21 protein-coding genes, 3 tRNA genes and 1 pseudogene are annotated in these 24810 nt (G+C 39.5%); 15 read left to right on the top strand and 10 right to left on the bottom strand.

What is annotated here, in order from left to right:
* Positions 1-162 precede the first annotated feature (162 nt).
* From N6A79_RS04895 to glmS, 5 genes are all read left to right on the top strand, one after another.
* Positions 163-378: a cold-shock protein gene (locus N6A79_RS04895; RefSeq protein ID WP_182419167.1), complete on the top strand. Its 216-nt coding sequence runs from the start codon at positions 163-165 to the stop codon at positions 376-378.
* Between the two features lie 441 nt (positions 379-819).
* Positions 820-1329, top strand: coding sequence for a BA14K family protein (locus N6A79_RS04890; RefSeq protein WP_268547225.1), 510 nt, complete (start codon positions 820-822; stop codon positions 1327-1329).
* 415 nt (positions 1330-1744) lie between these two features.
* Positions 1745-3934: an anthranilate synthase gene (locus N6A79_RS04885; RefSeq protein WP_442784253.1), complete on the top strand. Its 2190-nt coding sequence runs from the start codon at positions 1745-1747 to the stop codon at positions 3932-3934.
* Positions 3935-4162: 228 nt separating this feature from the next.
* Positions 4163-5062, top strand: a complete 900-nt coding sequence (locus tag N6A79_RS04880) for a cation diffusion facilitator family transporter (RefSeq protein WP_442784252.1) — start codon at positions 4163-4165, stop codon at positions 5060-5062.
* Between the two features lie 151 nt (positions 5063-5213).
* Positions 5214-7034, top strand: coding sequence for a glutamine--fructose-6-phosphate transaminase (isomerizing) (gene glmS / locus N6A79_RS04875; RefSeq protein ID WP_268547223.1), 1821 nt, complete (start codon positions 5214-5216; stop codon positions 7032-7034).
* A gap of 259 nt (positions 7035-7293) precedes the next feature.
* Here the strand turns inward: glmS and N6A79_RS04870 are convergent, their stop codons facing one another.
* On the bottom strand, positions 7294-7785 hold the full coding sequence (locus N6A79_RS04870) for an Hsp20 family protein (protein ID WP_182419163.1): 492 nt from the start codon (positions 7783-7785) through the stop codon (positions 7294-7296).
* Between the two features lie 251 nt (positions 7786-8036).
* Here N6A79_RS04870 and N6A79_RS04865 point away from each other — a divergent pair, with 251 nt between their 5' ends.
* Complete coding sequence (locus N6A79_RS04865; protein WP_268547222.1) at positions 8037-9026, top strand: alpha/beta fold hydrolase; 990 nt, start codon at positions 8037-8039, stop codon at positions 9024-9026.
* A gap of 30 nt (positions 9027-9056) precedes the next feature.
* On the opposite strand, the gene hisN is transcribed toward N6A79_RS04865, so the two are convergent.
* On the bottom strand, positions 9057-9842 hold the full coding sequence (hisN, locus tag N6A79_RS04860) for a histidinol-phosphatase (RefSeq protein ID WP_268547221.1): 786 nt from the start codon (positions 9840-9842) through the stop codon (positions 9057-9059).
* Between the two features lie 255 nt (positions 9843-10097).
* Complete coding sequence (locus N6A79_RS04855; protein ID WP_268547220.1) at positions 10098-10988, bottom strand: N-formylglutamate amidohydrolase; 891 nt, start codon at positions 10986-10988, stop codon at positions 10098-10100.
* Between the two features lie 540 nt (positions 10989-11528).
* Here N6A79_RS04855 and cpdR point away from each other — a divergent pair.
* On the top strand, positions 11529-11891 hold the full coding sequence (gene cpdR, locus N6A79_RS04850; RefSeq protein WP_182419160.1) for a cell cycle two-component system response regulator CpdR: 363 nt from the start codon (positions 11529-11531) through the stop codon (positions 11889-11891).
* 96 nt (positions 11892-11987) lie between these two features.
* On the opposite strand, the gene N6A79_RS04845 is transcribed toward cpdR, so the two are convergent.
* Entirely contained in the window at positions 11988-12359 is a 372-nt protein-coding gene (locus N6A79_RS04845; protein ID WP_268547219.1) for a hypothetical protein, read from the bottom strand.
* A gap of 199 nt (positions 12360-12558) precedes the next feature.
* Between N6A79_RS04845 and N6A79_RS04840 the strand changes: the two genes are divergently transcribed.
* Positions 12559-12633: transfer RNA gene (locus N6A79_RS04840), tRNA-Val, on the top strand.
* Positions 12634-13459: 826 nt separating this feature from the next.
* Positions 13460-14200 (top strand): hypothetical protein, encoded by a 741-nt coding sequence (locus N6A79_RS04835; RefSeq protein ID WP_268547218.1) that lies wholly within the window; start codon positions 13460-13462, stop codon positions 14198-14200.
* 244 nt (positions 14201-14444) lie between these two features.
* Here the strand turns inward: N6A79_RS04835 and N6A79_RS04830 are convergent, their stop codons facing one another.
* The 5 genes from N6A79_RS04830 to N6A79_RS04810 form a co-directional block, all read right to left on the bottom strand.
* Positions 14445-16052: a DUF2497 domain-containing protein gene (locus N6A79_RS04830; RefSeq protein WP_268547217.1), complete on the bottom strand. Its 1608-nt coding sequence runs from the start codon at positions 16050-16052 to the stop codon at positions 14445-14447.
* Positions 16053-16583: 531 nt separating this feature from the next.
* Positions 16584-17930, bottom strand: coding sequence for a TolC family outer membrane protein (locus N6A79_RS04825; protein ID WP_268547216.1), 1347 nt, complete (start codon positions 17928-17930; stop codon positions 16584-16586).
* Positions 17931-18162: 232 nt separating this feature from the next.
* The gene (locus N6A79_RS04820; protein ID WP_262080157.1) at positions 18163-18837 is read right to left on the bottom strand and encodes a protein-L-isoaspartate O-methyltransferase family protein; all 675 of its coding nucleotides are present in this window, start codon (positions 18835-18837) and stop codon (positions 18163-18165) included.
* A gap of 232 nt (positions 18838-19069) precedes the next feature.
* A complete protein-coding gene (locus N6A79_RS04815; RefSeq protein ID WP_268547215.1) occupies positions 19070-19783 on the bottom strand; it encodes an SDR family NAD(P)-dependent oxidoreductase in 714 nt (237 codons plus the stop codon).
* A 212-nt stretch (positions 19784-19995) separates the two neighbouring features.
* Positions 19996-20370, bottom strand: a complete 375-nt coding sequence (locus N6A79_RS04810; protein ID WP_268547214.1) for a hypothetical protein — start codon at positions 20368-20370, stop codon at positions 19996-19998.
* 187 nt (positions 20371-20557) lie between these two features.
* On the opposite strand from N6A79_RS04810, the gene N6A79_RS04805 reads away from it, so the two are divergent.
* Complete coding sequence (locus N6A79_RS04805; protein WP_268547213.1) at positions 20558-21319, top strand: NAD kinase; 762 nt, start codon at positions 20558-20560, stop codon at positions 21317-21319.
* 114 nt (positions 21320-21433) lie between these two features.
* Here the strand turns inward: N6A79_RS04805 and N6A79_RS04800 are convergent, their stop codons facing one another.
* The gene (locus tag N6A79_RS04800) at positions 21434-22264 is read right to left on the bottom strand and encodes a TrmH family RNA methyltransferase (RefSeq protein ID WP_262080154.1); all 831 of its coding nucleotides are present in this window, start codon (positions 22262-22264) and stop codon (positions 21434-21436) included.
* Between the two features lie 192 nt (positions 22265-22456).
* On the opposite strand from N6A79_RS04800, the gene N6A79_RS04795 reads away from it, so the two are divergent.
* The 5 genes and pseudogenes from N6A79_RS04795 to N6A79_RS04775 all read left to right on the top strand — a co-directional run bounded on the left by N6A79_RS04795 (position 22457) and on the right by N6A79_RS04775 (position 24754).
* A tRNA-Tyr gene (locus N6A79_RS04795) sits at positions 22457-22540 on the top strand.
* Positions 22541-22566: 26 nt separating this feature from the next.
* Positions 22567-22640 (top strand) — tRNA-Gly (locus N6A79_RS04790).
* Between the two features lie 638 nt (positions 22641-23278).
* Positions 23279-23401: a tail protein X gene (locus tag N6A79_RS04785; protein ID WP_326848768.1), complete on the top strand. Its 123-nt coding sequence runs from the start codon at positions 23279-23281 to the stop codon at positions 23399-23401.
* A 216-nt stretch (positions 23402-23617) separates the two neighbouring features.
* On the top strand, positions 23618-23968 hold the full coding sequence (locus tag N6A79_RS04780; protein WP_268547212.1) for a hypothetical protein: 351 nt from the start codon (positions 23618-23620) through the stop codon (positions 23966-23968).
* A 326-nt stretch (positions 23969-24294) separates the two neighbouring features.
* Positions 24295-24754, top strand: a pseudogene (locus tag N6A79_RS04775) (transposase).
* Positions 24755-24810 lie beyond the last annotated feature (56 nt).

Genomic DNA, 24810 nt, shown 5'->3' with positions numbered 1-24810 from the left:
AAAGCGCTTAATCTGTCATGGTTTTATGGAAACCCGTTATAGCATCTCTTTCCATATTACAAAAACTGCCTTTGAACGCTGCTTGACTTTTCAGCAGTCAGGCGGTCTAGTTATAAAGCTTTTTAATAAAAGCCAGATATTATACAAAGGAAATTGAGAATTATGGCTCAGACGGGTGAAGTTAAGTTTTTTAATAATGAAAAAGGTTTTGGATTTATTAAGCCAGATGACGGCGGTCCAGATATTTTTGTTCATATTTCAGCGGTTCAAGATTCAGGTCTGCCCGGCTTGAACGATGCACAGAAAGTGTCCTATGACACTGAACCTGATCGTCGCGGCAAAGGTCCTAAGGCCGTAAATATTTCTGTTACCGGTTAATTTTATAGCCATAATTGAATGAAGGCCCGGTCTCCTTTTTGGTTGCCGGGTTTTTTATTATTCTTAATATATGGTTTATTTCATTTTCGCGATAGATAAAGCTCACCACCGCATACTTAGAAACCAAACAACTTTATTTTTAGCATCAAAATATTTAGCATTGAAACATTATGTGACACTTTGCACAAAACCTAAAATTTACAAAAAAATAACCATAAAATACAATCAATTAAACTAATTTCTGCAAAGAAAAAATACATTTATCGATTATCCTCCAACATTGTTAGTAAATTGTTCATAATCCATTCAGATGCCATCATCAATAATCGAACATGAAAGCGTTTCCAGACAAACCTTGGTTAGAGTCATAAACTCCAAACCAATTAAAACTGGAAATGACCTCATTATTAAGGTCAATGATTCCAGATGATGGAGTGTATTATGAATAAATTTTTAAAAATGGCTATTTTATCCTTTGCAGCTATCGCGTCCGCTTCAGCCCCAATGTCGCAAGCCTTTGCTCGTGGTCCTTATGGACCTGGTCCTGGTCCCGGCCCTTACTACGGTGGTGATGGCTATTATGCACCGCCGCCGCCTCCTCCTCCGCCTTATCGCCATCACTCTAAGCGCCGTGACCATAGCGATGCCATTGCCGCAGGTGTTATCGGTTTGGCTGCTGGCGCAATTATCGGCGGAGCTTTATCGCAACCAGCGCGACCAAATGTGGTTTATCAAGCACCACCACCGCCGCCAGCTTATTATCCAGCGCAGCCCCAGCCCGTTTATCAACAGCCGCGCCCTATTTATCAGCCACAGCCTGTTTATCGAGGATTAGATCCATGGACACCCGGCTGGTATGATTATTGTTCACGAAAATACCGTACATTTAACTCACAAACAGGTACTTTCCGTGGTTATGATGGCCGAGATCATTTCTGCAATGTGCCTTAAGTATTTTATCAAATGACCTCATTTTAGCTCGCCTTGATAATAACAATATGAGGCGAGACACTATTTGAATAACTTAAATTTTTTAAAAATTATAACGCTGCATCCCCTGCAGCGTTTTTTTATTTTACTATAAAAGAAAACGAAATTTGTAATCTAAACCACTAAATATCGCAAAATAGGTGACGCTACAGATTAAATGAAAATCTCATTGCATAATTTTAATTTTGCGGTTAAATAGATTTCCATGAAAACATGTCAAAAACAAACACGCATTTTTAATATTTGGTGGTGGACCTGCTTATAGCGGTCGTTTTTTGCATGTGCATTTTTTAGGTGCGAGGCCGCAACGGATAACCGAGCGGCCTTTTTAATTTTCCGTTTGGTCTATTCTTATGACACAACGGGAGAATGTCCAATGATGAAGGACGGATTAATTTTGGAAAATACATCTTTTAAATATACCACAGATGGTGGCATCGATATTATGCGTCATCGTGATTTTATCGCCTATGAAGGTGCAACCGATAAAATGGTTGATGCTCTTGATAGCCGTCTTGGTGCTTTATTTTCCTCAAACTATGAATATCCAGGGCGTTACACCCGCTGGGATACTGGCATTATTGATCCGCCATTAAGCGTCACATCATCAGGAAGAAATTTGTCGATTGCGGCGCTCAATAGTCGCGGTGTCATTATCTTAGCAATGATCCGAGCTAATATTGAAGCACTAAGCGATATTGAAATCACATCAATTAGTGCGGAAAAACTAAGCATATATATAAAACAACCAACACGACGCTATACGGAAGAAGAACGGTCGAGACAACCTTCGGTATTTACAGTTTTGCGTGAGATTGTAAAAATTTTTCATTCTGATGCTGATGAAAATTTGGGCTTATTTGGTGCATTTGGTTATGACCTTGCATTTCAATTCGAGGCTATTGATTTCAAGATAGAGCGTGAGAAAGATCAGCGCGATCTTGTGCTTTATTTGCCTGACAGCATTTTAATCGTTGATCACCATGCCGCAAAAGCTTGGATTGACCGCTATGATTTTTCAGTAGCTTCCCTATCTACTGTTGGCGTTGAAAATGATAGCCAAGGTCAAGATTTTAAAGTTTCCACCACTATTCCACCGCGCAGCGATCATAATCGCGGCGCTTATGCTGATCTTGTGCGTGAAGCAAAGAAAAGCTTTGCCTGTGGTGATTTATTTGAAGTTGTGCCAGGACAAACTTTTTATGAGCCTTGCAAGGATTCGCCATCTGCAATTTCACGGCGCTTAAAAAAGACCAATCCCTCCCCCTATTCATTCTTTATCAATTTGGGCGAGCAAGAATATCTTGTTGGCGCTTCGCCTGAAATGTTTGTGCGGGTTAATGCCCGCCGCGTTGAAACATGCCCTATATCAGGCACTATCAAGCGCGGTGAAGATGCAATTGACGATTCAGAACAAATATTAAAACTACTCAATTCTAAAAAAGATGAGTCAGAGCTTACCATGTGTTCTGATGTGGATCGCAATGATAAAAGTCGCGTTTGCGAGCCTGGTTCCGTTCGGGTTATTGGCCGCCGTCAGATTGAGATGTATTCACGCCTTATCCATACGGTTGACCATATTGAAGGGCGTTTGCGTGATGATATGGATGCCTTTGACGCTTTTCTTTCTCATGCATGGGCAGTAACAGTAACAGGCGCCCCCAAATTATGGGCGATGCGTTTTATTGAAGAACACGAAATGAGTTCGCGTGTTTGGTATGGCGGTGCCATTGGCATGGTGCATTTTAATGGTAACATGAATACTGGCCTTACCCTGCGCACAGTGCGGATTAAAGATGGAATTGCCGCAGTTCGCGCCGGTGCAACTTTGCTTTTTGATTCAAATCCTGAAGAAGAAGAAGCAGAAACAGAGCTTAAAGCTTCGGCAATGATAGCAGCTATTCGCGGCGCAACCCAAAGCCATAATGATAATGTTGCCCATCGCGCCCAAAAAATCGGTGAAGGTGTTTCGGTTTTACTTGTCGATCACGAAGATTCATTTGTGCATACGCTTGCTAATTATTTTCGCCAAACGGGTGCGCATGTTACAACATTGCGTAGCCCAATTAGCAGTGAAATGCTTGAACAACTATCTCCTGATCTTGTGGTTTTATCACCTGGCCCTGGCAATCCAAAAGATTTCGATTGCGCTGCAACAATTCGCCGCGCACGCAACCGTAATTTGCCAATTTTTGGTGTTTGCCTTGGGCTACAAGCGATTACTGAAGCCTATGGCGGCAGTTTGAAGCAATTACCTATACCTGTTCATGGCAAACCATCGCGCATTAAAATTCTTGAGGCAGGAACTGTTTTTGCTGGCCTACCGGAAGAAATCACCATAGGTCGCTATCATTCGCTTTATGCGGATAAAGCCACATTACCAACCGACTTTATAATCACAGCAGAAACAAATGATGGGATTATCATGGGAATTGAGCACAAAAGCGAACCAATCGCTGCAGTACAATTTCATCCTGAATCGATTATGTCTTTAGGGGGGGACGCAGGTTTACGAATGATTGAAAACGTCATTGCCCAACTTCCTAAAAAACGCAAAATTCTTTAAAGAAATATGAACATATAGCTAAATAAAACTTTGGCTAGAAATAATACAACACCCTTAAATAAAAGCTATTTTACATTGTCTTATGTAAAATAGCTTTTATTGATATAACCCAAGTTTTAAACAAATAAAGAGTGGTTAGATACCATTTTAAAATTTGGTAATAAACGGGTGATATTGGGTTGAACAGATCTTAATTAAAAGCAGGATGCAATTCAAATGGCTGGCAATATGAAACTTATTAATCGGATGGCTATCATGTCCATCCCTGTATCACTTGCTGTATTAGGGCTTAAATATCTTGCTTATTATGTAACTGGCTCCGTCGCGCTCTATTCCGATGCCATTGAATCAATCGTTAATGTTATTGCAGCTCTCGTCGCTTGGTTTGCTATACGCATTAGCCACAAACCAGCAGATCATAATCATCCATTTGGGCACCATAAGGCCGAATATTTTTCTGCAGTGCTTGAAGGTGTGTTAATTATTATTGCCGCATTATTGATTATCAACGAGGCTTGTGGGGCACTCAGAGAACCACCTGCTATTGAAACTCCAACCTTGGGTCTTGCTGTTAATTTTGTTGCCAGTGTTATTAATTGCGTGTGGGCGGTATTATTGATACGGGTTGGCAATCGTCTACGCTCACCGGCACTTCTTGCTGATGGACACCATTTAATGACCGATGTTTATACCTCTGTTGGTGTTTTAATTGGTCTTTTTGCAGCTATTATTACAGGTTGGCATATTCTCGATCCATTATTGGCCATTATCGTTGCAATAAATATTCTTTGGCAAGGTTGGAAAGTTATCAATAATTCGGTACAAGGATTGATGGATGTTGGTGTGGAACTCGAAGAAACCATGCGCATACGCGACATTGTATCTGCAAATGCCGATGGTGCAATTGAAGCCCATGATTTACGCACCCGCCTTGCTGGCCAATTGACATTTATCGAGTTTCATTTGGTTGTACCTGCGGCTATGACGGTTGGAGAATCTCACAAAATTTGTGATCGTATTGAAGATGCTTTACATCTTGAAATTCAAAACAGCAAAGTTGTCATCCATGTAGAGCCAGAGGAAGAAGCAAAACTTCCCCCCGGCACAACAGCAGTACCATTTGCATGATTGCAACGAATTTTGCATGATTAAAGCCAAGTTCAGTCACCACAAAAATTGAAATCACATTTTTTAATGATTATTCTTGGTTTATTAACTATTGTATTGGACAATTGTTCTAATACATATAGAACAGATTTTTAAATTAACGGAGCTATTTATGTGCGGCATTATTGGTATTCTTGGAACAAGACCGGTTGCACCATTATTAATTGATGGTTTAAAGCGGCTTGAATACCGGGGATATGACTCGGCTGGCGTTGCAACCCTTGAAAACGGCATTTTGAAACGCATGCGCGCCGAAGGTAAGCTCGTCAATCTTGAAGAAAAGTCAAAATCGCATCCGCTTGCTGGCACGACAGGCATTGGCCATACAAGATGGGCTACCCATGGCATGCCAGTTGAAAAAAATGCTCATCCGCATATGACAGAACAAGTTGCCGTTGTTCATAATGGCATTATTGAAAATTTTTCGGAATTAAAGGCAGAACTCTCAGCAAAAGGGTATGAATTTAAAACTGAAACCGATACTGAAACTGTCGCCTATCTTGTAGAAGAATTGCTTATAGCCGGCAACACTCCCAAAGATGCAGTTGAAAAGGCATTAAAGCGCCTTAGCGGTGCATTTGCACTTGCCTTCATTTTTAAAGGTGAAGACAATTTAATGATTGCTGCGCGCCAAGGCCCCCCTCTTGCCATTGGTTATGGCGATGGCGAGATGTATGTTGGATCAGATGCTATCGCCCTTGCGCCATTTACCGATCGCATTAGCTATTTGGAGGATGGCGATTGGGCTGTTCTTACCCATGATAGTGTTAAGATTTATGATGGCGAAGGCGATGAGGTAGAACGCACAGAAACCCGTGCAACAGGTGCTTCATTCCTTGTTTCAAAAGGCAATCATCGCCATTTCATGCGCAAAGAAATGTTCGAGCAACCAGAGGTCATTTCCCATACGCTTGCCAATTATCTTGACCTAGCAAAAGGCAAAATACGCGCGCTTGAAGGTATTGACTGGAAAAAAATTAGCCGCTTATCTTTCGCAAGCTGCGGCACCGCATTTTATTCAACCCTTGTTGCTAAATATTGGTTTGAAAATCTAGCGCGTCTTCCAATAGACAACGATATTGCATCAGAATTTCGCTATCGCGAACCGCCGCTTGATCCAAATACTTTGGCGCTTTTTGTTTCTCAATCGGGGGAAACAGCGGATACTCTGGCTTGCCTTCGCTATTGCCGGCAGCAAAATATAGCAACGGGTGCAGTGGTAAATGTTGCCCATTCAACTATGGCACGCGAAGCAGATAAAGTTTTTCCAACCCTTGCCGGCGCGGAAATTGGTGTTGCATCGACTAAAGCCTTTACATGTCAATTGGCAGCCCTTGCTGCATTAGCGATTAATGCTGGCGTTGAGCGCGGTTTCATTGATGCAAAAAAAGAAGAAGAGTTAGTAAAAATATTGGCGGAAACTCCGCGTTTTATCAACCAAGCTTTGAAGCTTGAAAAATCAGTTGAAGCCATTTGCACTGAATTGATGAGCGTTAAGCACGTGCTTTATCTTGGGCGTGGCACGTCATATCCTATAGCCTTAGAAGGCGCATTAAAGCTTAAGGAATTATCTTATATTCATGCTGAAGGCTATGCTGCTGGTGAATTAAAACATGGGCCAATCGCCTTGATTGATGAAACCATGCCAGTAATCGTTGTTGCGCCTTATGATCGCTGGTTTGAAAAAACAGTTTCCAACATGCAGGAAGTTGCAGCACGTGGTGGTCGAATTATTCTCATAACCGATCAAAAGGGTAAAGAAGCCGCCAATATGAAAACTTTGGCAACCTTGGTTATGCCTGAAGTACCAGATTTAATTGCTCCACTGGTCTATGCGGTACCAATCCAGCTCATTGCATATCATACCGCCTTATTATTGGGCACTGATGTTGACCAGCCACGCAACCTTGCAAAGGCAGTAACAGTAGAATAATTTAGGACGCAAAAACTATAGAGGCAGACTTAGAGCGCATTTCGATCTGATTGGATCAGATCGGCGCTCTAATCCATTGTTTACACCGCGTTTTTTGTCCAAAAACCGCTTCACACTTTTCGGAAAACGCTCTAGAATGAAATAAGTCTGCTTTTATATGCAGCGTGATATTTATTTTCAAATCAAAAAGGTTGCAGACAAACATCTGCAACCTTTTCATTATTTTGCTATTGTAAACCAACTTTAATTGAAGCCAATATTATTCAGCCGCTTCAACTTCAATCACTTTTGATGATGTTTCAACACTAGTGGCATTATTGTTTGCAACATTGACGTTGATGCGGCGTGGCTTCATTTCTTCAGGCACTTCGCGCTTTAGCTCAATATGCAATAGGCCGTTCTTTAATTCTGCACCGACTACTTCTACATGATCGGCAAGCTGGAAGCGGCGCTCAAAAGCCCGTGTAGCTATGCCACGATAGAGAAATTCGCTTTGATTATCATCATTTTGTTGAGATGATTTATTAGCTTTTATAGTCAATTGATTTCGATGGGCTTCAATTTCTAATTCATCTACCGAAAAGCCAGCCACCGCCATCGAAATACGATAGGAACTTTCGCCTAAACGTTCAATATTATAAGGCGGATAGCTTTGTGCACCTTCTGGCTGAGAAAGTGTATCAAACATATTAAATAAACGATCAAAACCAACAGTTGACCGATATAATGGTGTAAAATCTACTTGACGCATAATTATGCCCTCCTTTAGAGCAACATGAATTTGCAAGACTAAAATCCCACAATGGGCGATTTTTATTTGCACGTAACCCCAATAGTGGCGGTTACATTTACCATGTGGGTAGAGAAATACTGGTTTTCAAGATTTATAAATAAAATTATTTTAACCATTTAATAGCCAAAGCAGTTTAGTCTATTAATGAAAAATTTTAATGCCATAACCGCCTTGGTTACTTATTAAAACCTTAAGCAATGTGATTGATAATGATTGAAACAATATCGGCAATTGATAGTAAAACAGACTACATAATGGTGCGCAAAAACCTATCAATGCGTTATATCATTTCCAAGCCACAAAGCAGCGCACCAAATGGAACGATCTTGCTTTTGCAGGGCTATGGCAAACAGGTTGAAGACTATCAATCATCTATTCACAAATTGGCAGTGCGTGGCTTTTTTACTATCTGCCCTGATTTTATCGGCCAAGGAAAATCAGATAAATTGCGTGGCGACAAATGGGGCGGTCATGTCAAGGATTATCGCAGATTTATTGACGACCTTGATATATTATTTACCAAAATTATTTTAGAAAGCTTGCCGGCCCCCTACTATATTCTAGGTGATGATATGGGAGCAATCATTGCGCTTACGGCTCATGATTTATTTGCTGGCAAAATCAGACGACAAATTCTTGTTTCTCCACCATTAACACCTAGCAATCACAGCAATAATAGTTTTTTTCATAAATTTTGCCGCATATTAAGCGATAGCGGATTGGGGCGTATTAGAATAACACGACCTTTATTATCAACCAAAGAACTACCAGAAGCTCCAGATAGCGAAGATAGTACTGCTATTATACATAACAATAGACGCGCTTACCCAAGCCTTGGCTGGTATTCGACTATGCTTGATGCCATAGGCTATATTGGTTCAAGCCATTATATCGACAATATGACCATTCCAACCCTCGTCTATCAGCCTAATCAAGATAATTTTAGCAGTTCGCCCAAAAACCGCGAATTTGTTTCTAGATTACGAATGGCACAATTGATTGATTTGCGCGGCGCGCCCCATGATATTTTGGCAAGTGAAGAAAAGTTTACAAGGCAATTCTGGCAAGGATTTTCAGCATTTATAACAGGTTCATCCTTTATGCCCAATTTTAAGCAAAAGAATGAATCGTACAATAGCATTGCCGCTACCAATTCGATTGATAGTGGTGACACAATGCTAAAAATTACGGCACAATAAGCTATATTGGTGAGCAAACCATTTTCGAAATTAAATGGCTTTGGCTAAAATTTCCATTGCTTTTTCATGCAATTGAGGCGTGGCCGCCGCAACTATGTTACCTGCTTCCTCTGCCCTTCCGCCATCCCAACGACTAATCACACCACCGGCTTTTTCAATAATCGGAATAAGCGCAACAATATCATAAGGTTTTAATCCAACCTCTACCACAAGGTCAACAAAGCCAGCAGCTAACATCGCAAAAGCATAACAATCGGTACCAAACCGGGTCAATTGAGCCTTTTCCTCTAAACCTGCAAAAGCCTCCCCCTCCTTACCTTTCAATAATTGCGGCGCGGTTGAAAAAAGCGTTGCATCTTCAATATGAGTAGTATCACGACATTTTATCATCTGGGTTGAGCCATTATGACGTAAAAAACTTCCCTCATCATTGGCAAAGAACAACTCACCCGTGAATGGTTGGGCCATCATGCCAGCGATAGCATCCCCCTTATACAATAATCCAACAAGCGTACCCCAAACCGGCAAACCTGAAATAAAAGCCCTTGTGCCATCAATAGGATCAATCACCCAAACAAATTCACGCTCCCCACCTTCAATGCCACCCTCTTCACCGAAAATACCATCTTGTGGTCTATTTTGTTGTAAAAATGCTCGCAATGCGGCTTCAGTCTGCTGATCTGCCATTGTGACTGGATCAAAACCATCAACTTCTTTATTATTTACAGTCAAGGCTTGTCGAAAAAGCGGTAAGGACTGACTCGCAGCTATCTCATTTAACTTACAGAAAAATGTTTCATCATAAAATGCCGACATAATTAGTCCCCTTACACGCCTTATTTACATAAAAATAGAATATTTTTTAATCGATTAGTATTTTATGTCATTTTTTTGGTCAAATTGCATTGACCTTACGGCCAAATTATTTTAATTCTTGGTTAAGCAATGTTTCATTGCTACCTAGATAAATTTGGCCGCATACTTTTTAAGTATGCGGTCCTTTTATTTTATAGCCATCCATTATTCAAAATATTTTTTAATTAACTAGCCTAAAATTAAAAAGAAAAAATACTATTCTGCTGCATCTTGCTGCAAGATAAAAGCACTATGTGACAATTGTACCAATTGCTCTACAAAAAATGACATATTTTTCTTTAAAGCATCAAAACCACTATCAGGCTCCAAAGTCTCTGGTTCAAGATAAAGATCGCGATTGATTTCAATTTGTAAAGCGTGGAACATATGCAAAGGCCGCCCATAATTCATGGTTATAAAGCCTCCAGCATAAGGCTGATTACATTGGACGTAATAGCCCATTTCGCTTAATAGCTGCGCTGCAAGGCGACTAAGCTGTGAAGCGCAGGAACGGCCATAAACATCACCAAGAACAAAATCGGGCTGGCGTGTTCCTTGAAAAAATTTCAATTGCCCAGGCATGGAATGGCAATCTATCAAAACGGCATAGCCAAACTGCGCTTTTATCTGTTGCAATTCAAAATCAAGACAAGTGTGATAGGGCTGATAAACATGCTCAATACGATTTAAAGCAGTTTTGACTGAAATACGTCCAGCATAGATATTTTTACCCTGAGCTACAATTTTAGGAACACTACCAAGCCCGGCTAAAACACGCGGAGAAGCTTTTGGTACAAAATTTGGCAATGCTTCTTCAAACATTTGATGATCAAGCTCAAAAGGTTCTCTATTCACATCAAGATAGGCACGCGGAAAATCTGCAAGCATAAGTGGCGCACCAAATTGCGGCACAGAACCAAAAATTAAATCAACATAACGATCTTCAGATAACCGGATATCAAAATCATTAAGACGGCTCATTTGCAAAAATGACGCGGGATATTGCCGCCCCGAATGAGGTGAATTGAAAAAAAATGGAACAGTTTGGTTATGCGGACGCATAATCCGAAAGGGAAGTTGCCCGCCAAAATCAATATTTGCAGCCATTTATCTGCTATCCCACATTACCCAATTTAAATTACGAGATTAAGTGCCATTAATTAACATTATAATTTTCAATATTTATATGCAATGACATCAGGCACTACCTAAGCAATATCTTTTATCATCAAGCTTGAAGGAGCAAATCAATCACACGTTACTTTCTCAAACATGCATTGATATTAGCTGCACCTTTCGTAAAATTACTTTAACAAATAAAACCAATAGATTGAAATAAAAAGGATTTTTCAACAGCTATTTTTTCATTATTAAAAAAACTGATGGATATAATTTTATGATAGGCTTATAAGATTTACAAGGAAAAAGAAGCCGATATTTATCCAACTATGACAAATCTTGCCCTTATTAGAATGCTGCTAAAAAAGCAAGCAAAACACGCCTGGTTAAAATAACAGCCTGTTGGTATTAACCAAGAATGAAGAGGATTAAATCTCTTTATTTCCTTTTTACCAAGACTTGCTATTATCGATTCTCAAATAGGGTCACACCTTAAATAACGGCTTTAATTAAAATTTGGATAGGTCGATGAAACGTATTCTTCTTGCTGAAGACGATAATGATATGCGCCGCTTTTTAGCCAAAGCGCTAGAACGGGCAGGTTATGAAGTAACCGATTTTGATAATGGTGTTAGCGCTTATGAGCGTTTACAGGAAGAGCCGTTTGAGCTACTTTTAACCGATATTGTCATGCCCGAAATGGATGGTATTGAACTTGCACGCCGTGCAACAGAGATTGATCCAGATCTTAAAGTAATGTTTATTACTGGCTTTGCCGCAGTCGCGCTTAATGCAGATTCGCAAGCACCAAGTGATGCGCGTATTTTGTCCAAACCCTTTCACTTGCGTGAATTGGTAAGCGAAGTGCAAAAAATGCTAATCGCGGCGTAAAAATAGCCATTTTAAGATATTAAATATGCAAAATATTAAGCTATGCAAAACCTTGCATGGCTTTTTATCCGTTCTAAACATTTAAATAGCATTTTCTCATAATAAGATAACCTTAGGATACATACTACACGAATATTGTTTTCCCTTATAAACAATAGAGTTGAACTCAAAGCCTAAAAATAATCCATCTTCATGCTGTTTTATATTATCAATGAACCTTAGGTAATTCTCAGCCTCAATATCGCTATAAAAGATGGAAAATTGGTCATCTTGGTTTTCACAACGAAAATCCACCTCGCCTTCTTCATAGAAAAAGCAAATATTTTTGGTTTGCTGTTTATTTTTAATATTTATCAGTCCAACGATTTCAAAATTATCCGTTTTGGCAAAGCCATTATAAACATCAAATACATCATAATAATCTAAAAAGAATGCGAATGAATATTTGCCGTTCTTTTTTATATACATTGTCCCACCCCGATATTACTCTTGCGCAATTTCCTAAAAAACAGAAGCCTAGAACCTCAGCCCCAAGAACTTAAACACCAATAATCTAAACACTGGGCAACTTTATCCACAATTACAAAATATTTTAAAAATAAACTAATTTTGCTAAAAATACCATTGACTGCAAGACACTAATATGGTCTATGACGCGACATCAAATGGGCGTGTAGCTCAGCGGGAGAGCACTACATTGACATTGTAGGGGTCACAGGTTCAATCCCTGTCACGCCCACCATTTGATTAAATCCTCCTCATTACTTATTGAAATAATCTGTTTTTATAAAACAATTGGTCAAGTTGTAGAACTATTTGGGCTAAGAATGCTAATTCTTATAGCGGCTTAGCTTGTCTATATTTTCTGTAGCAAGCCTTTCTTATCAGCCTATTTTGTAAATAATAATAATAGATGTAGAAATATTCATAGCCATTGATGATTATCATAAGACAAACGTTCTCTTTGCCGCTTAAAACTTTCAGTAACCATAGCTTTAAACATTATGAAAGAACTTATATCAAGCCTCCTTTGACTGTACCAATATATATAAATAGGGCACGCTAAAAATGCCTTGCCAAGTAGACATCTTACCGGTCATAAAGCGCACAGGCTTCGATCAACTCATAATGGATGGGATTTACCACTTTAAAGTCTACTCGCTCTGTAGATGATCCATACTGGCCTCAGTAGATGCGCTTGACCACTTTATGGTTTTGCATTGGCCATAGTGCTCGTTATAGCAAAGTTAAGTCGGTTAAAAGACATTAAAAATCGAACGGTTGAATGTGCTATGATCAACCTTGATGCCACGCCTAATAACAGCTCCTCAATATCCGATGGCTTAAGCAGTAGCTAAGATATTAGTTGATAGCTAGAATAATGATGATTGTATCAAAGTGGCGCCCTTTAAAATCATCGCTTGCCCAATCCCCCCTTATATGCTGAAATAATTTATTCTTTTATCTTTCTAGCATCTATGCCTTCCTAAAATAAGCAAGCATCATTTCAAAATTTTATATTTTTACGTTAATACAGATTACAAATAATATTAGCGACAAGGCCAAAAATGAATAATATTGATACGTTTCAAATAGTTGACGGAATAAAAATTACAACAACCAGTAATTTAATTATTCCGCATGCTAAATTAAGATTTTTCTTAGATGAAACAGGAGTGTTTGTTGATTTTATTTCTTCTAAAAGACCATACATATGTACAATTGACGGATTAGATGATTTTTATGACACAATATGCTTTGCTGAAGACAATAGCTTGGCATCTATTCGGTCCATTGCACCTAATCGTATAAAAAAAGTAAAAATACCTGGCATTATAAACCATGGTTTTCTTAGTATGTGCGGCAAAATAAATTGTTTCCCACGAGTAAAATTCCGATATTTGAATAAACAAAAAAGATATTTGATCTGTTTCAATGAAACTCGTGGATTATCCAATGCAAATATTGTTTTATTTACTAAGGAATTTGGATTTATAATTAAAAATAAAAAGTATATTGGATGGTATATCCAAAATCCTTTGAACTATTTATGTAATGAAACCATTGATGCGCCTAATTATTTAGAAAGCATTAACGATGATGATGATGAGTTACTTGATGCCTTTTTAAATATTAATTCAGACAATAAATATTTTAAATTAAATGGTGATGATAAAAAATTAGCCATTGAATTATGGGATGCTATTTCGAATTTAACTTGTAAAGTTAAAAACGAGCACATAAAAGAGATTTTTATAGTTGCGGCTAAAAATTATTATGAATGGAGAATAGGACATTTTCCTAATTAATAATATGGATACTATTTCAAATAGCTGACAGAAAAAAATTACAAATCGAGTGTTTTTTTTGCTGTGACAAATATAAAATCTATACATTTCATCTGCTGAAAAAATATCTGTCTTGCAACTAGCAAGGCTTAATATTAAAATATCAGGTCACATTAGTGGCACCACAATAAAATTATTACAATACAAATAAAAAGCCATGTATTAACTAAATACATGGCTAAATATGTAATCTTATTTGATTGCCTTAACGCAGCTGTGCCTGGATAACGCGCTTTATTTCTTCGCGCAAAACTTTTTCAAAAAGTTCACTAAAGTGCTCATCAAGCCATTTAGCAATATAGGGCCGTAACAAGTTTTCAGCTGATTTTTCAAAATCAGCTTCCAATGCCCTATCAATATTATCCATTTCACGCTTTACCTCTGCTTCTATCATTTCAGCAGCTTTTTGCTCAACTCGCGTTGGCTGTGTACTTCTGGACGATACGCTTTGTGGGCGAAGCGGCGCCTGCGGCAAAGATGAGGCCGTTTGAAAAGCTGAATCCTTTGCAGGAATACTCATAAATGCTGATCGCAAAGCTTGACTTAAAAAATGAGGCTTTGATGGCGCAGAACGTGGAAACGGTACGTTATGGGGGGCATCAGGCACATCTAACTGGCCTTGAGGTACAGCTAAATTACTGGATTGTCCTTGCGCAAGTATTTGCCTTTCATCTTGCACAGCATCAATATTTGGCTGATTAACACTAGCCGACACAGGACGACGATTAGGATTTAGATCATTGGATGCATGCACCTCTTGAGGCAATGGCTGCGAACTTGCTCGCAAATCCCGCCTTTCATCAATATGTGGTTCTGCATTAAAATTGGGTTGCTGAATCGGCGTACGTCTTTCACCACCTATATTTTGCGTAACATTATTTTGCGGAGCAACCTGATTAGGGCGTATATTTGGATTTGCAACACGCGGCTGAGGAGGCATCTGACGATTGCCATTTTGCTGCGCAGCAGCATTTACCTGCATTTGTTGATTACGTATAGCACTTTCATTTTGTTGGGGTGCCTCCCTTTGTTGTGGTAGAGGTCTTACTTGCGGCATTTCACGTTGACGCAGCGGATCGACTTGCGTTTGCGGAGCTAAATGCGTTTGAGGCGCAGCTTGATTTTGTGCATGAATGGGAGCAGCACGCTGTTGCATTGGTTGCCCTTGAAATTGTGCTGTTTGATCAACTGGATTGGGATGCCGTGCCTGAACTGCGCTTATAGGCTTATTAATAACGTTTTGCGCATTATTAATATGTGCTGGAGAACTGTTAACATTGCCTGCATTCTGGCTTGTGTTCATGGTACGAGCTTGTGTAAGCGCAGGATTTGGAACTTGTGCTTGCGGGGCTCTTTCGCTAGGGGCGGATTTAACAACCATCGCTGCCGGCGGTGGTGGAAGATGCGGCCTATCATCACGTGCAATTCCGTCATTAGCTGCCCCATCTCCATCCTCATTATGGCGCAAACCAATACGTGCAGCTAATGCATTCATGGCATCTTGTACAGGTGGCGCTTCAGAATTAACCTGCCCGACATCACCATATTGTTGAATATCAAGCCTTAAAGCACGGTCATCACCTTGCAAGTTACGTGGCATTGTAGAAGGAGATGCTGGATTTGGATTTACTTGCGTTTGGCTTTCACCAACAGCGTTACGCTGTACTGGAATAGCAGGCTCATGCGCATTTACATCTTGCCTATTTGGATTTCTATTCGGTGAAGGTCCCGTATTTTCTTCGATGATCTCACGAATAGATGCGAGAAGCTCATCCATGCTTGGCTCTTGCATTGCATTTGGATTTTGTGCCATCAATCCCACCTAACTCTCAGTAACTGCCGAACATAATATTTCAATATATGATATCTCTTATTTACTCGTAACCATGAGATAATCCAGCGTAAACAGACAGCCCTTCATATTTTGTAACAATATTTGTTAAATTTAAAAATAAAACCAACATTAGTATATTTTTTTTAATAATTACATTCCAGTCCCAAAAGACTTTTTTCATCGAACTTAACATTTTTTTTGCTAATAAAACTCCAGATCAGCCTTAGGAATCGATAAAAAACTATAATAAGAGCCAATTCCAATTTTATGGCGACAAATGCGCTATCGATAACATTCTAAAATAACGATGATTCGATTTGATTTAATATTAAAAAAGAACAAAATATTAGTTTTCAATTTAGAAAAAGGGAATTATTTCAATCAAATCAGCAAAAAACATGGGGGAATATAATTAAAGATTTAATACCAAATAATGTATTTTTTTTCACACCAAAGGTTATATCGGATGCTTTAAAATCCAGCACCTATTATAACTATATATTATATGATCTAACGAGAAAATGGCGTTTTCAAACCAAACCATTTAAATCGTACAGCATCAAAATGAATTTTGGGATCATAGTGAACAACTTGCAAATTTAACTGTTGAGCACTCATACGCCCAATCGCGACCACTAGCCCGTAACTGGCTACAACTGCATCACGTTCGGCAGATACTAGACTTACCTGAGAATCAATGAGCATACCTCGAGAATTTAAAACATCAAGGGTAGTTGCTTGCCCGACCCGATTTTCCTCAATACGTCCATTCAAAGCAATTTTATTCGCAGCAACACTATCACGATAGGCTGCAACAGATGCCCTAGCGCCATCTAATTGAGAAAGCGCGGCGGATAGCTCTTGGCGAACCTGATCAACATAAACATCAACCTGAATCACCGCCTGACCCAACTGCTCTTTGGATTGACGAATTTGCGCAGATGTGCGACCACCTTGATAAAATGGCACGGTTAAAGCAAGACCAATCGAGTTGGCTCTGCCACTCATCCCTGGGCCATCATAAACCTCATTATAAGAGCTTGCGACCCTAAAGTTCACTTGTGGAAGTAATGCGCCTTCATTAGCCTTAACCCGATAGGAAGCCGCATCGACAGCGTAACGAGCAGACAGAATTGCAGGATGTTCTACTCTTGCAATTTCAAAACCCGATTTTGCATTACGAGGAAGACCGGTTGCTGATACTGGCGCATCCAACTTCTCTGCCTCCACGCCAATCACCTGGCGATAAATCGCCTCTTTTGACTTTACGTCAGCTTTGGCTAAATGCAATTGCGAAATAGCTAGGGCCCGCTGTGCCTCAGATTGCGCAAGATCGGTTCGAGTACCCTCACCAACCTCAAGTTTAGCCCGATCAGCTCGAACTTGTTCATCTAATGCAGCAACATTTTGTTGACGTAAAATAGCGATACGCCGCGCCATGTAAACATCTGCATAAGCTTCAATCGCCGCATAAAGCTGATTTTGTTCACTGTTGCGCAAAAATTCGCGTTGCGCAGCAGACTGTAATTCAGCAGCACTAATATTATTTTTTGTTGAAAAACCGTCAAAAATAACTTGGTCAAGCTGAATACCGACCGAGCCAACAGTTGAATAATATGGATTTCCAGCATTATTACCGCGAGTATAGCTAGCAAATGCAGCTATAGACGGACGGATGCCGGATCGTGCAATTGCAACATTCTCATCACTAACACGAACAGAGGCGCGATCTGAATTGAGACGGCTATTATTATTATAAGCCTTTGAAAGCGCACCCATCAAATTTTCAGCTTTTGATGGGACACTTGAAAGAATCGTGCCTGAAACCAGCAGAGCTGCCAACAGTGCTTTTTTCATATTTTTCACAATCCAAACCAATCTCAATTACCACTTTATCTATTGCTATAGCCTAGCTAATAAATTCGCAACACATAGCTTGCAATTTTTAAGGCAATAAAAAAACTATTACTCATAAAATCGGCAAGCGTTGCAGGAAAACAACTAGAATAAAACTTTCTCTTGCAAAACCGCTTTATTTTCAACCAAGGCAAGATTTAAGCAAACATAGCAAAAAGGCATTTATATAATATTAAAATACAAATTTCGGCTTATTTAAAAATCCAGCAAGAGGTTTTACTGCAAGATTAAAGCCACGTCTCACAGAAATAACGCCGTCTTCTTTAATGAATAACTGCGCAACTCCAGCATTACCGTGACCAACAACCACAACGAGGCGTCCACCTTCACGCAATTGGGAAAATAAATTTTCCGGTACAAAATCTACCGAACCTTCAATAACTATAACATCAAAGGGCGCCTCATTTTTATAACCGTCCTGCAATACTCCATTAATCACAACAACATTATCATAACCATTATTGTCAAGATTATTTTTTGCAGCTTGTGCTAATGCCTCATCACTTTCAAGTGCAATAACCGAACTGCCAAGCTCTGAAAGAACAGCAGCACTGTAACCAGTCGTACAGCCAATATCAAGAATGATATCTTTTTTTGAAACATCGGCAAGTTGCAATAGCTTGGCAAATGGAGCTGCCTCCATAATAAAACGAGCTGGCTCCCCATTTTCAGCAGCTTTCACTTCCACATCTTCATCGACATAGGAAAACTTCTTAAAATCATCTAAAACAAATGCTTCGCGCGGAACAGCAAGAAGAGCGGCCAATACAGAAAGACGGGTAACATCTACAGTGCGAACCTGATTATCAACCATTTTGCGGCGAAGTTCAGCATAATCTATATTCATAAGAAATCCTTCCGGCATTTTTCCATCAAGGCAGCAACCTGCCCCTATTTATCGCCAAGCAAAGTAGATGTCTACTCAAAATCAAAAAATAAATTCGATTTCATTAACTGCTTAGACTTTTTTGATTGGACAACCTTATAAAGCGGTTATTAGTGAGTATTTTTGTAAATGCATTAAACTACAAAGCATAAGGCAGTGAAAGCATTTAATAAAATGCTAATCTTTGTAACCTTTACCATATTTCTTTATAGGGGCGCAATTCAACATTAAACGACCAAGCCCCGCGCGGCTGGTGCGCGATATGCCATAATTCCTCAGCAATATCATTGGGTTGAATAAAATAATCATCATTATTGCTTCGGTTCATCGACCATTGCACATCAATTACCGCATCAATAACCACATAGGCAACATGAATACCTTTTGGACCAAGCGAGCGAGCAATTGATTCTGCTAAAATTCGTTGCGCAGCTTTTGTAGGAGCAATGCCCGCAAAATTACTTTTACCGCGAATAGCTGCAGCATTACCTGTTACAATGAAAACACCATGGCCAAGCTCAAGCATTAAAGGCGATAATTTGCGTGTCACATGCAAAAACGCCATAACGTTAGTGTTAAAATTCATGGCGAGTTGCATTGGGTCTATTTCCAAAAAATCACCAAAAACCCCTTGGAAAGCATTAAACACAACAACTTGCGGCAAACCATGATTTGCAATAATTTCATTGAGCTGACGATCAAAAGCTTCAATATTGGTAATATCAACTGGATATCCAAAAGCGCCTTCGATTTCAGCTTCATATTTTTCAAGTCTGCCGTGATTTCGCGCAATCATAGCAACATCATAGCCGCCAGCAGCAAAACGCTTCACCGCCTGATAACCAGTCCCCACGCCAACACCAATCACTAAAGCGCAAGGATTTTTGTGCATGACTGGCTCTTCCATTACGTGCTCCATAACCGTTTTGTGCAAAAAGCACATGTCTTAAATTTGACTGACCATTTAAAAAATCTTTAAGACCTTTTGATAGCATAAGCCATATTTTTTTTCATTTAATTGAAAAAAGTTATTTTAAACGCAAAAACTCAGCTCAACTTATTAGATAATAAACTGCTTCTTCAAAGACATTGATTGTCACGGCTGTTAAACCGCAAACATCAGCGCTCCAATGTTTTCTTAAACTCAAAAAGCTCATTTATAAATCTGCTATCACAGACATTTATAAAAGATACGATGCCTTGTTCAAGCTTTTTAACTTTTATATTACGGTTTAAAACTGTTTCAATACCCAAGATCAAAAGCGATGGTTCTTGAACGACAACAAAAAGACTATTTTTATAAATATGGAATTGATTTTGTGTATCAAATAAAAACCTTATACCGCCAATAAATATGATCTCATATTGCTCATCAATAATTGTTTCTCGCAACTCATAGACTTCATCACAAGGCCGACCGATAGAGCCCTCTGGAATAAAAATGGCATATTCGCCTTTAGGTAAATCCTTTTTTTGATTTTTTTTAAGAAACATCAAAAATGCTTTCATCGATAATGGATAAATTATTTCCCGGCTAAGTATCTTAATCCAGAAGCTATCATATTTTTAAATTTGCTTATCACACCGAATTGAAGCATATTACTGATTACCGGCTGATTACAAAATTTAATATTTTTTTCCTATTAATAGTCGATTTGTAAATTAAAAAAGTTCACATTCCATGCCAAAATTTCATTTTATTGCCGCAGAAACACCCAATGCTACAAAAGCAGCTCAAGCTCTTATCAAACACTATGGGCAAAATAGCGCGGAAGAAGCAACAACTATCATAGTCCTTGGTGGTGACGGCACCATGCTCCAGGTCGTGCGTGATTTTATGAATAGTCAAAAACCAATTTATGGTATGAATCGCGGCTCCATTGGTTTTTTAATGAATGAATACGAAATAAAAAACCTTCCTGAGCGCATTTCTGTTGCCCATATGGAAGAAATTCATCCTTTAGAGATGATTGCAGAATCAAAACTTGAAGGAAGCGTCAAAGCTCTTGCTATCAATGAAGTGTCATTGTTTCGCCAGTCCTATCAGGCAGCAAAAATTAAAATCAGCATTGATAATCAGATCAGAATGGAAGAATTGATTTGCGATGGCATTATGGCAGCAACACCCGCCGGTTCCACCGCCTATAATCTGTCAGCTCAGGGACCTATTTTACCACTTTTGGCGCCACTTATTGCATTGACCCCGGTTAGCCCATTTCGCCCACGCCGTTGGCATGGTGCACTTTTGCCGAACACAGCAACCATACGCTTTGATATGCTTGAGCAAGATAAAAGACCAGTTAATGCCGCAGCTGATAATATTGAAGTTAAAACCGTTACTAGCGTAACCATTTATTCGGCTAAAGACATCACTGCGCGTATATTATTTGACCCCAACCACTCATGGGATGAACGAATCCTATCTGAGCAATTCAAATATTAATTTTTTGATTCGCATAGATTTGCAAAAACCTTAAAAACAAAACCACAAGTAATCGCTTACTTGTGGTTTTAAGTGTTACAAATCGGAATTGTCAGCAATGCGGGGTTTTAAAAACTATTTAGCCTTTAAAAAATTACGTGCTGCATAAAGCGCAATAGCACTCGCGTTAGAAACATTCAGCGATTTTATTTCGCCAGGCATATCAAGACGCGCAAGATAAGATACAGTTTCGCGCGTTTTTTGCCGCAACCCCTTCCCTTCCGCACCTAAGACCAAGGCGATTTTTTTACCTGTAAAGGTTTCTTCCAACGAAAGCGGCCCCTCAGAATCAAGCCCAAAGGTCGTAAAACCAGCCTTATGCAATTGCTCAATTGCAGTGGCAAGATTACCTATACAAATATGATCAATAAGCTCTAAGGCACCAGATGCCGACTTGGCTAAAACGCCTGATTCTATTGGCGAATGACGTGCCGTCGTTATTAACGCGCCGCCATTAAATGCCACTGCCGAACGCATAATTGCACCGACATTATGGGGATCAGTCACTTGATCTAATACAACGACAAGCTCACTATCACCTAGTGCAGAAAGTGCACGCGGACGTAATGGCAAAGCTTCAAGCATGGCACCTTGATGCACGGCATCAGATCCTAGCAACCGATCTATCGCCCGTGGTTCAACGAATTCTGGCTCAATCGGCAAATCCTCTTGTGCAATTTCCAGCCGTGCAAAAGCATTTTGGGTTAGCAAAAGACGCTTAAGCTTACGGCGAGGATTAGCCAACGCTGCCCGCACAGTATGCAAACCATAGAGGCGAACGAGTCCATCAGGCACATTTTCAGGTGAAAGTGCCGGACGATTTGATTTGGGGCCGCTATTTTGGCTGTCTCTATATTGACGGCGCAAACGGGCATAATGGGAATCTTTAGGAGTTTTTGAGTTCATGCGCCAGTTATATGCGCATTTACTATCCACGGATAGAACTAATTTTTCACATTTTTATATTTTTTTTCATTTTTTTTGAAATAGGCTGTTGACTTCTGCTCAACTTATCGCCATAACCCACTCCGCAAGCTGCAACGAATTAAGGTTCTACAGATTGCAAAGTTAAAAGCTGGTTCAGCTAGCTTGAAAAGTGGAGTGGTGCCCGAGGGGTTAAAGGGGACGGACTGTAAATCCGTTGCGTAAGCTACGTTGGTTCAAATCCAACCCGCTCCACCATTTTTCTTTAGCTGACATATTAGCTTGCGGGTATAGCTCAGTGGTAGAGCAGCAGCCTTCCAAGCTGAATATGCGGGTTCGATTCCCGCTACCCGCTCCATGATAAAGTCATAAACAGTTGATTTAATTGTGTTTTATTATTACCCCCTGCTTTGATATTTCCTCTGATTTGCAACACAATATGACATACAAGATGTCACACAACTTTGTTCAAAAAGCGTGTTATTGTGAGTTCCAGATTTGCGAATCAAGATCATTAACTCATAGCAAAAATTGCAATTATGCCGATAAAAGATGAGCGCCCAAAGCCATTGTCAATTTAGATAATTACAACCGAAGCATTCAAATTGCTCTCCGTCCAAGTCACCTTATCATAACTCACACCAAACGTGATATTGATGAAACAGCAAACAATGTTTTATAGGCAGCTTTAATGCTCGGCACTTTGCTATTTCACTGATAAGTATTATCAAAATAATTAGCTATCCAATGCTTAAACCAAAGCCAAGCACTGCATGGACAAACTAGACTTGGTTGGCGGACTTAAGGTGGCATAATAGTCGGATGACCAAACCAATAAGGTTCTTATTAAAGCGGTGAAAGAAGTCCAATTCTACCAGACTCGCCATGGATTTGCCTGCATGAATGTTGATTCAATCGCCCTAACTTTGCCTATTGGCAACCATCGGTGTGCGTGTCAATTGTTGAAACGTTGTTTAGATAAAGTAGATTTGATAAATTATAGACCATTATAAAACCATTCAAGGCGAAATGCTTGACCATAATTACCGAAAAATCTATGGCGATGAAAGCAGTTATCTTGAAACCGTATTAGAAGCTAATTCAAGCCTTTTATGTTGAAACAGCCAACCACGGCTTTCAAAATCTAGCAATACCGCAAGCATTGATAACGACTTAAATCTCCAAAAGGATAATCAGATTAAAAGGAATAATGCGCGCGCCCCAATGCATGATCTTGATTGGAGCGACCTTGATTACGAGTAAATCATTTTTCATATTACTTGACTAAACCAAGTAAAACTCTTAGATTTTGATTTCTTTGATTTAGGAAAAATCATGCGAATAATTGGCGCAATCATCATAATTATTGCAGGTGTTTTAGGATTAGCGGCAGTTTTCATGCAAGCCTATGCTAGCGCATTGGGTGGGATTGGTGGCGCCTCACTCCCAAACCACGAAGTAAATGGTTATACATTTTATGGCACTTGGTGTTCATGTCTATGCATTTTTCTTGCTGGCATAACATTAGGCGTAAAAAGCAAATCACTTGTAATTTTGATAATCATTTCATCCTTATGTGGAATTGCTTTAGGTGGTATACTTGTTGCAGCAACTATGGTTATTTCATTAATTGGCTGCGGGATAATATTATCTAGCTATCAAAAAATACCAGATACTACGCTTTAATTAACTCCATTTTTTAAATATAATTAAATTGCTTACAGCGGTGTGATAGTCTCAGATTGAAGTGATCTTCATTAAAAATAATAATGTATATAGCACTAAAAAAGAGAAACGTATGGGCATAGTTATTTTTTTATTATGGATTATTGCTTTTATAGCTTTTTTCGGTGGTATATTTTTATTATTTTTAAAAAAATCGCGTAAATTTGCCATTGTACTTGTACTTGATAGCTTAGTTCTCCAAGCCGCCCTAGGGTCAGGACCTATTAATTTTTTGGATTCCTTTTTTTGTTGATTTGTGATTCATTGGTTTTGTGGAGGTGAAACTAATGAGTGATTTGTTTTTATTGAGCGAAGAGCAGATGGCGCGAATATCGCCCTGTTTTCCACTGTCTCATGGGGTTGCTCGTGTCGATGACAGGCGCGTTATCAGCGGCATTGTCTATGTCATCAAACATGGTCTGCAATGGAAAGATGCGCCCCTCGGTTATGGTCCGCATAAAACGCTCTATAATCGCTTTATCCGCTGGAGCAGGTTGGGTGTACGATGCTGACTGGTTCCGGCAGGCATTGCTTGACAAAAAAATAAAGGCTTGCATTCCGCCCAGAAAGGGCAGAACCACCGAGATAGTTTATGACAGGCAAACTTATCGGTTGCGTCACATAATCGAAAACCTCTTTGCCAAGCTAAAAGACTGGCGGCGCATCGCGACACGCTATGACCGATGTGCACACACCTTCTTCTCGGCTATATGCATCGCCGCAACCGTAATATTCTATCTTAATTAATGAGTCCTGAGCCTAGGTTTTGATGCACAGCACAATCAAGCATCAAGAAGTGAAAA

The organism is Bartonella sp. HY761, from assembly GCF_026743145.1.
In the GTDB taxonomy this organism is placed as follows: domain Bacteria; phylum Pseudomonadota; class Alphaproteobacteria; order Rhizobiales; family Rhizobiaceae; genus HY038.
The sequence above is the reverse complement of the archived record's forward strand: the minus strand, read 5'-3'. Positions and strand labels throughout refer to the sequence as shown.

What these genes read in the sequence shown, in the direction of transcription:
- N6A79_RS04865 (WP_268547222.1), top strand. Translation starts at nt 8,037, where the DNA reads ATGATTGAAACAATATCGGCAATTGATAGTAAAACAGACTACATAATG.
- glmS (WP_268547223.1), top strand. Translation starts at nt 5,214, where the DNA reads ATGTGCGGCATTATTGGTATTCTTGGAACAAGACCGGTTGCACCATTA.
- N6A79_RS04805 (WP_268547213.1), top strand. Translation starts at nt 20,558, where the DNA reads ATGCCAAAATTTCATTTTATTGCCGCAGAAACACCCAATGCTACAAAA.
- N6A79_RS04880 (WP_442784252.1), top strand. Translation starts at nt 4,163, where the DNA reads ATGAAACTTATTAATCGGATGGCTATCATGTCCATCCCTGTATCACTT.
- N6A79_RS04825 (WP_268547216.1), bottom strand. Translation starts at nt 17,930, where the DNA reads ATGAAAAAAGCACTGTTGGCAGCTCTGCTGGTTTCAGGCACGATTCTT.
- N6A79_RS04870 (WP_182419163.1), bottom strand. Translation starts at nt 7,785, where the DNA reads ATGCGTCAAGTAGATTTTACACCATTATATCGGTCAACTGTTGGTTTT.
- N6A79_RS04845 (WP_268547219.1), bottom strand. Translation starts at nt 12,359, where the DNA reads ATGTATATAAAAAAGAACGGCAAATATTCATTCGCATTCTTTTTAGAT.
- N6A79_RS04830 (WP_268547217.1), bottom strand. Translation starts at nt 16,052, where the DNA reads ATGGCACAAAATCCAAATGCAATGCAAGAGCCAAGCATGGATGAGCTT.
- cpdR (WP_182419160.1), top strand. Translation starts at nt 11,529, where the DNA reads ATGAAACGTATTCTTCTTGCTGAAGACGATAATGATATGCGCCGCTTT.
- N6A79_RS04780 (WP_268547212.1), top strand. Translation starts at nt 23,618, where the DNA reads ATGCGAATAATTGGCGCAATCATCATAATTATTGCAGGTGTTTTAGGA.
- N6A79_RS04895 (WP_182419167.1), top strand. Translation starts at nt 163, where the DNA reads ATGGCTCAGACGGGTGAAGTTAAGTTTTTTAATAATGAAAAAGGTTTT.
- hisN (WP_268547221.1), bottom strand. Translation starts at nt 9,842, where the DNA reads ATGTCGGCATTTTATGATGAAACATTTTTCTGTAAGTTAAATGAGATA.
- N6A79_RS04820 (WP_262080157.1), bottom strand. Translation starts at nt 18,837, where the DNA reads ATGAATATAGATTATGCTGAACTTCGCCGCAAAATGGTTGATAATCAG.
- N6A79_RS04890 (WP_268547225.1), top strand. Translation starts at nt 820, where the DNA reads ATGAATAAATTTTTAAAAATGGCTATTTTATCCTTTGCAGCTATCGCG.
- N6A79_RS04810 (WP_268547214.1), bottom strand. Translation starts at nt 20,370, where the DNA reads ATGTTTCTTAAAAAAAATCAAAAAAAGGATTTACCTAAAGGCGAATAT.
- N6A79_RS04855 (WP_268547220.1), bottom strand. Translation starts at nt 10,988, where the DNA reads ATGGCTGCAAATATTGATTTTGGCGGGCAACTTCCCTTTCGGATTATG.
- N6A79_RS04800 (WP_262080154.1), bottom strand. Translation starts at nt 22,264, where the DNA reads ATGAACTCAAAAACTCCTAAAGATTCCCATTATGCCCGTTTGCGCCGT.
- N6A79_RS04815 (WP_268547215.1), bottom strand. Translation starts at nt 19,783, where the DNA reads ATGGAAGAGCCAGTCATGCACAAAAATCCTTGCGCTTTAGTGATTGGT.
- N6A79_RS04885 (WP_442784253.1), top strand. Translation starts at nt 1,745, where the DNA reads ATGATGAAGGACGGATTAATTTTGGAAAATACATCTTTTAAATATACC.
- N6A79_RS04835 (WP_268547218.1), top strand. Translation starts at nt 13,460, where the DNA reads ATGAATAATATTGATACGTTTCAAATAGTTGACGGAATAAAAATTACA.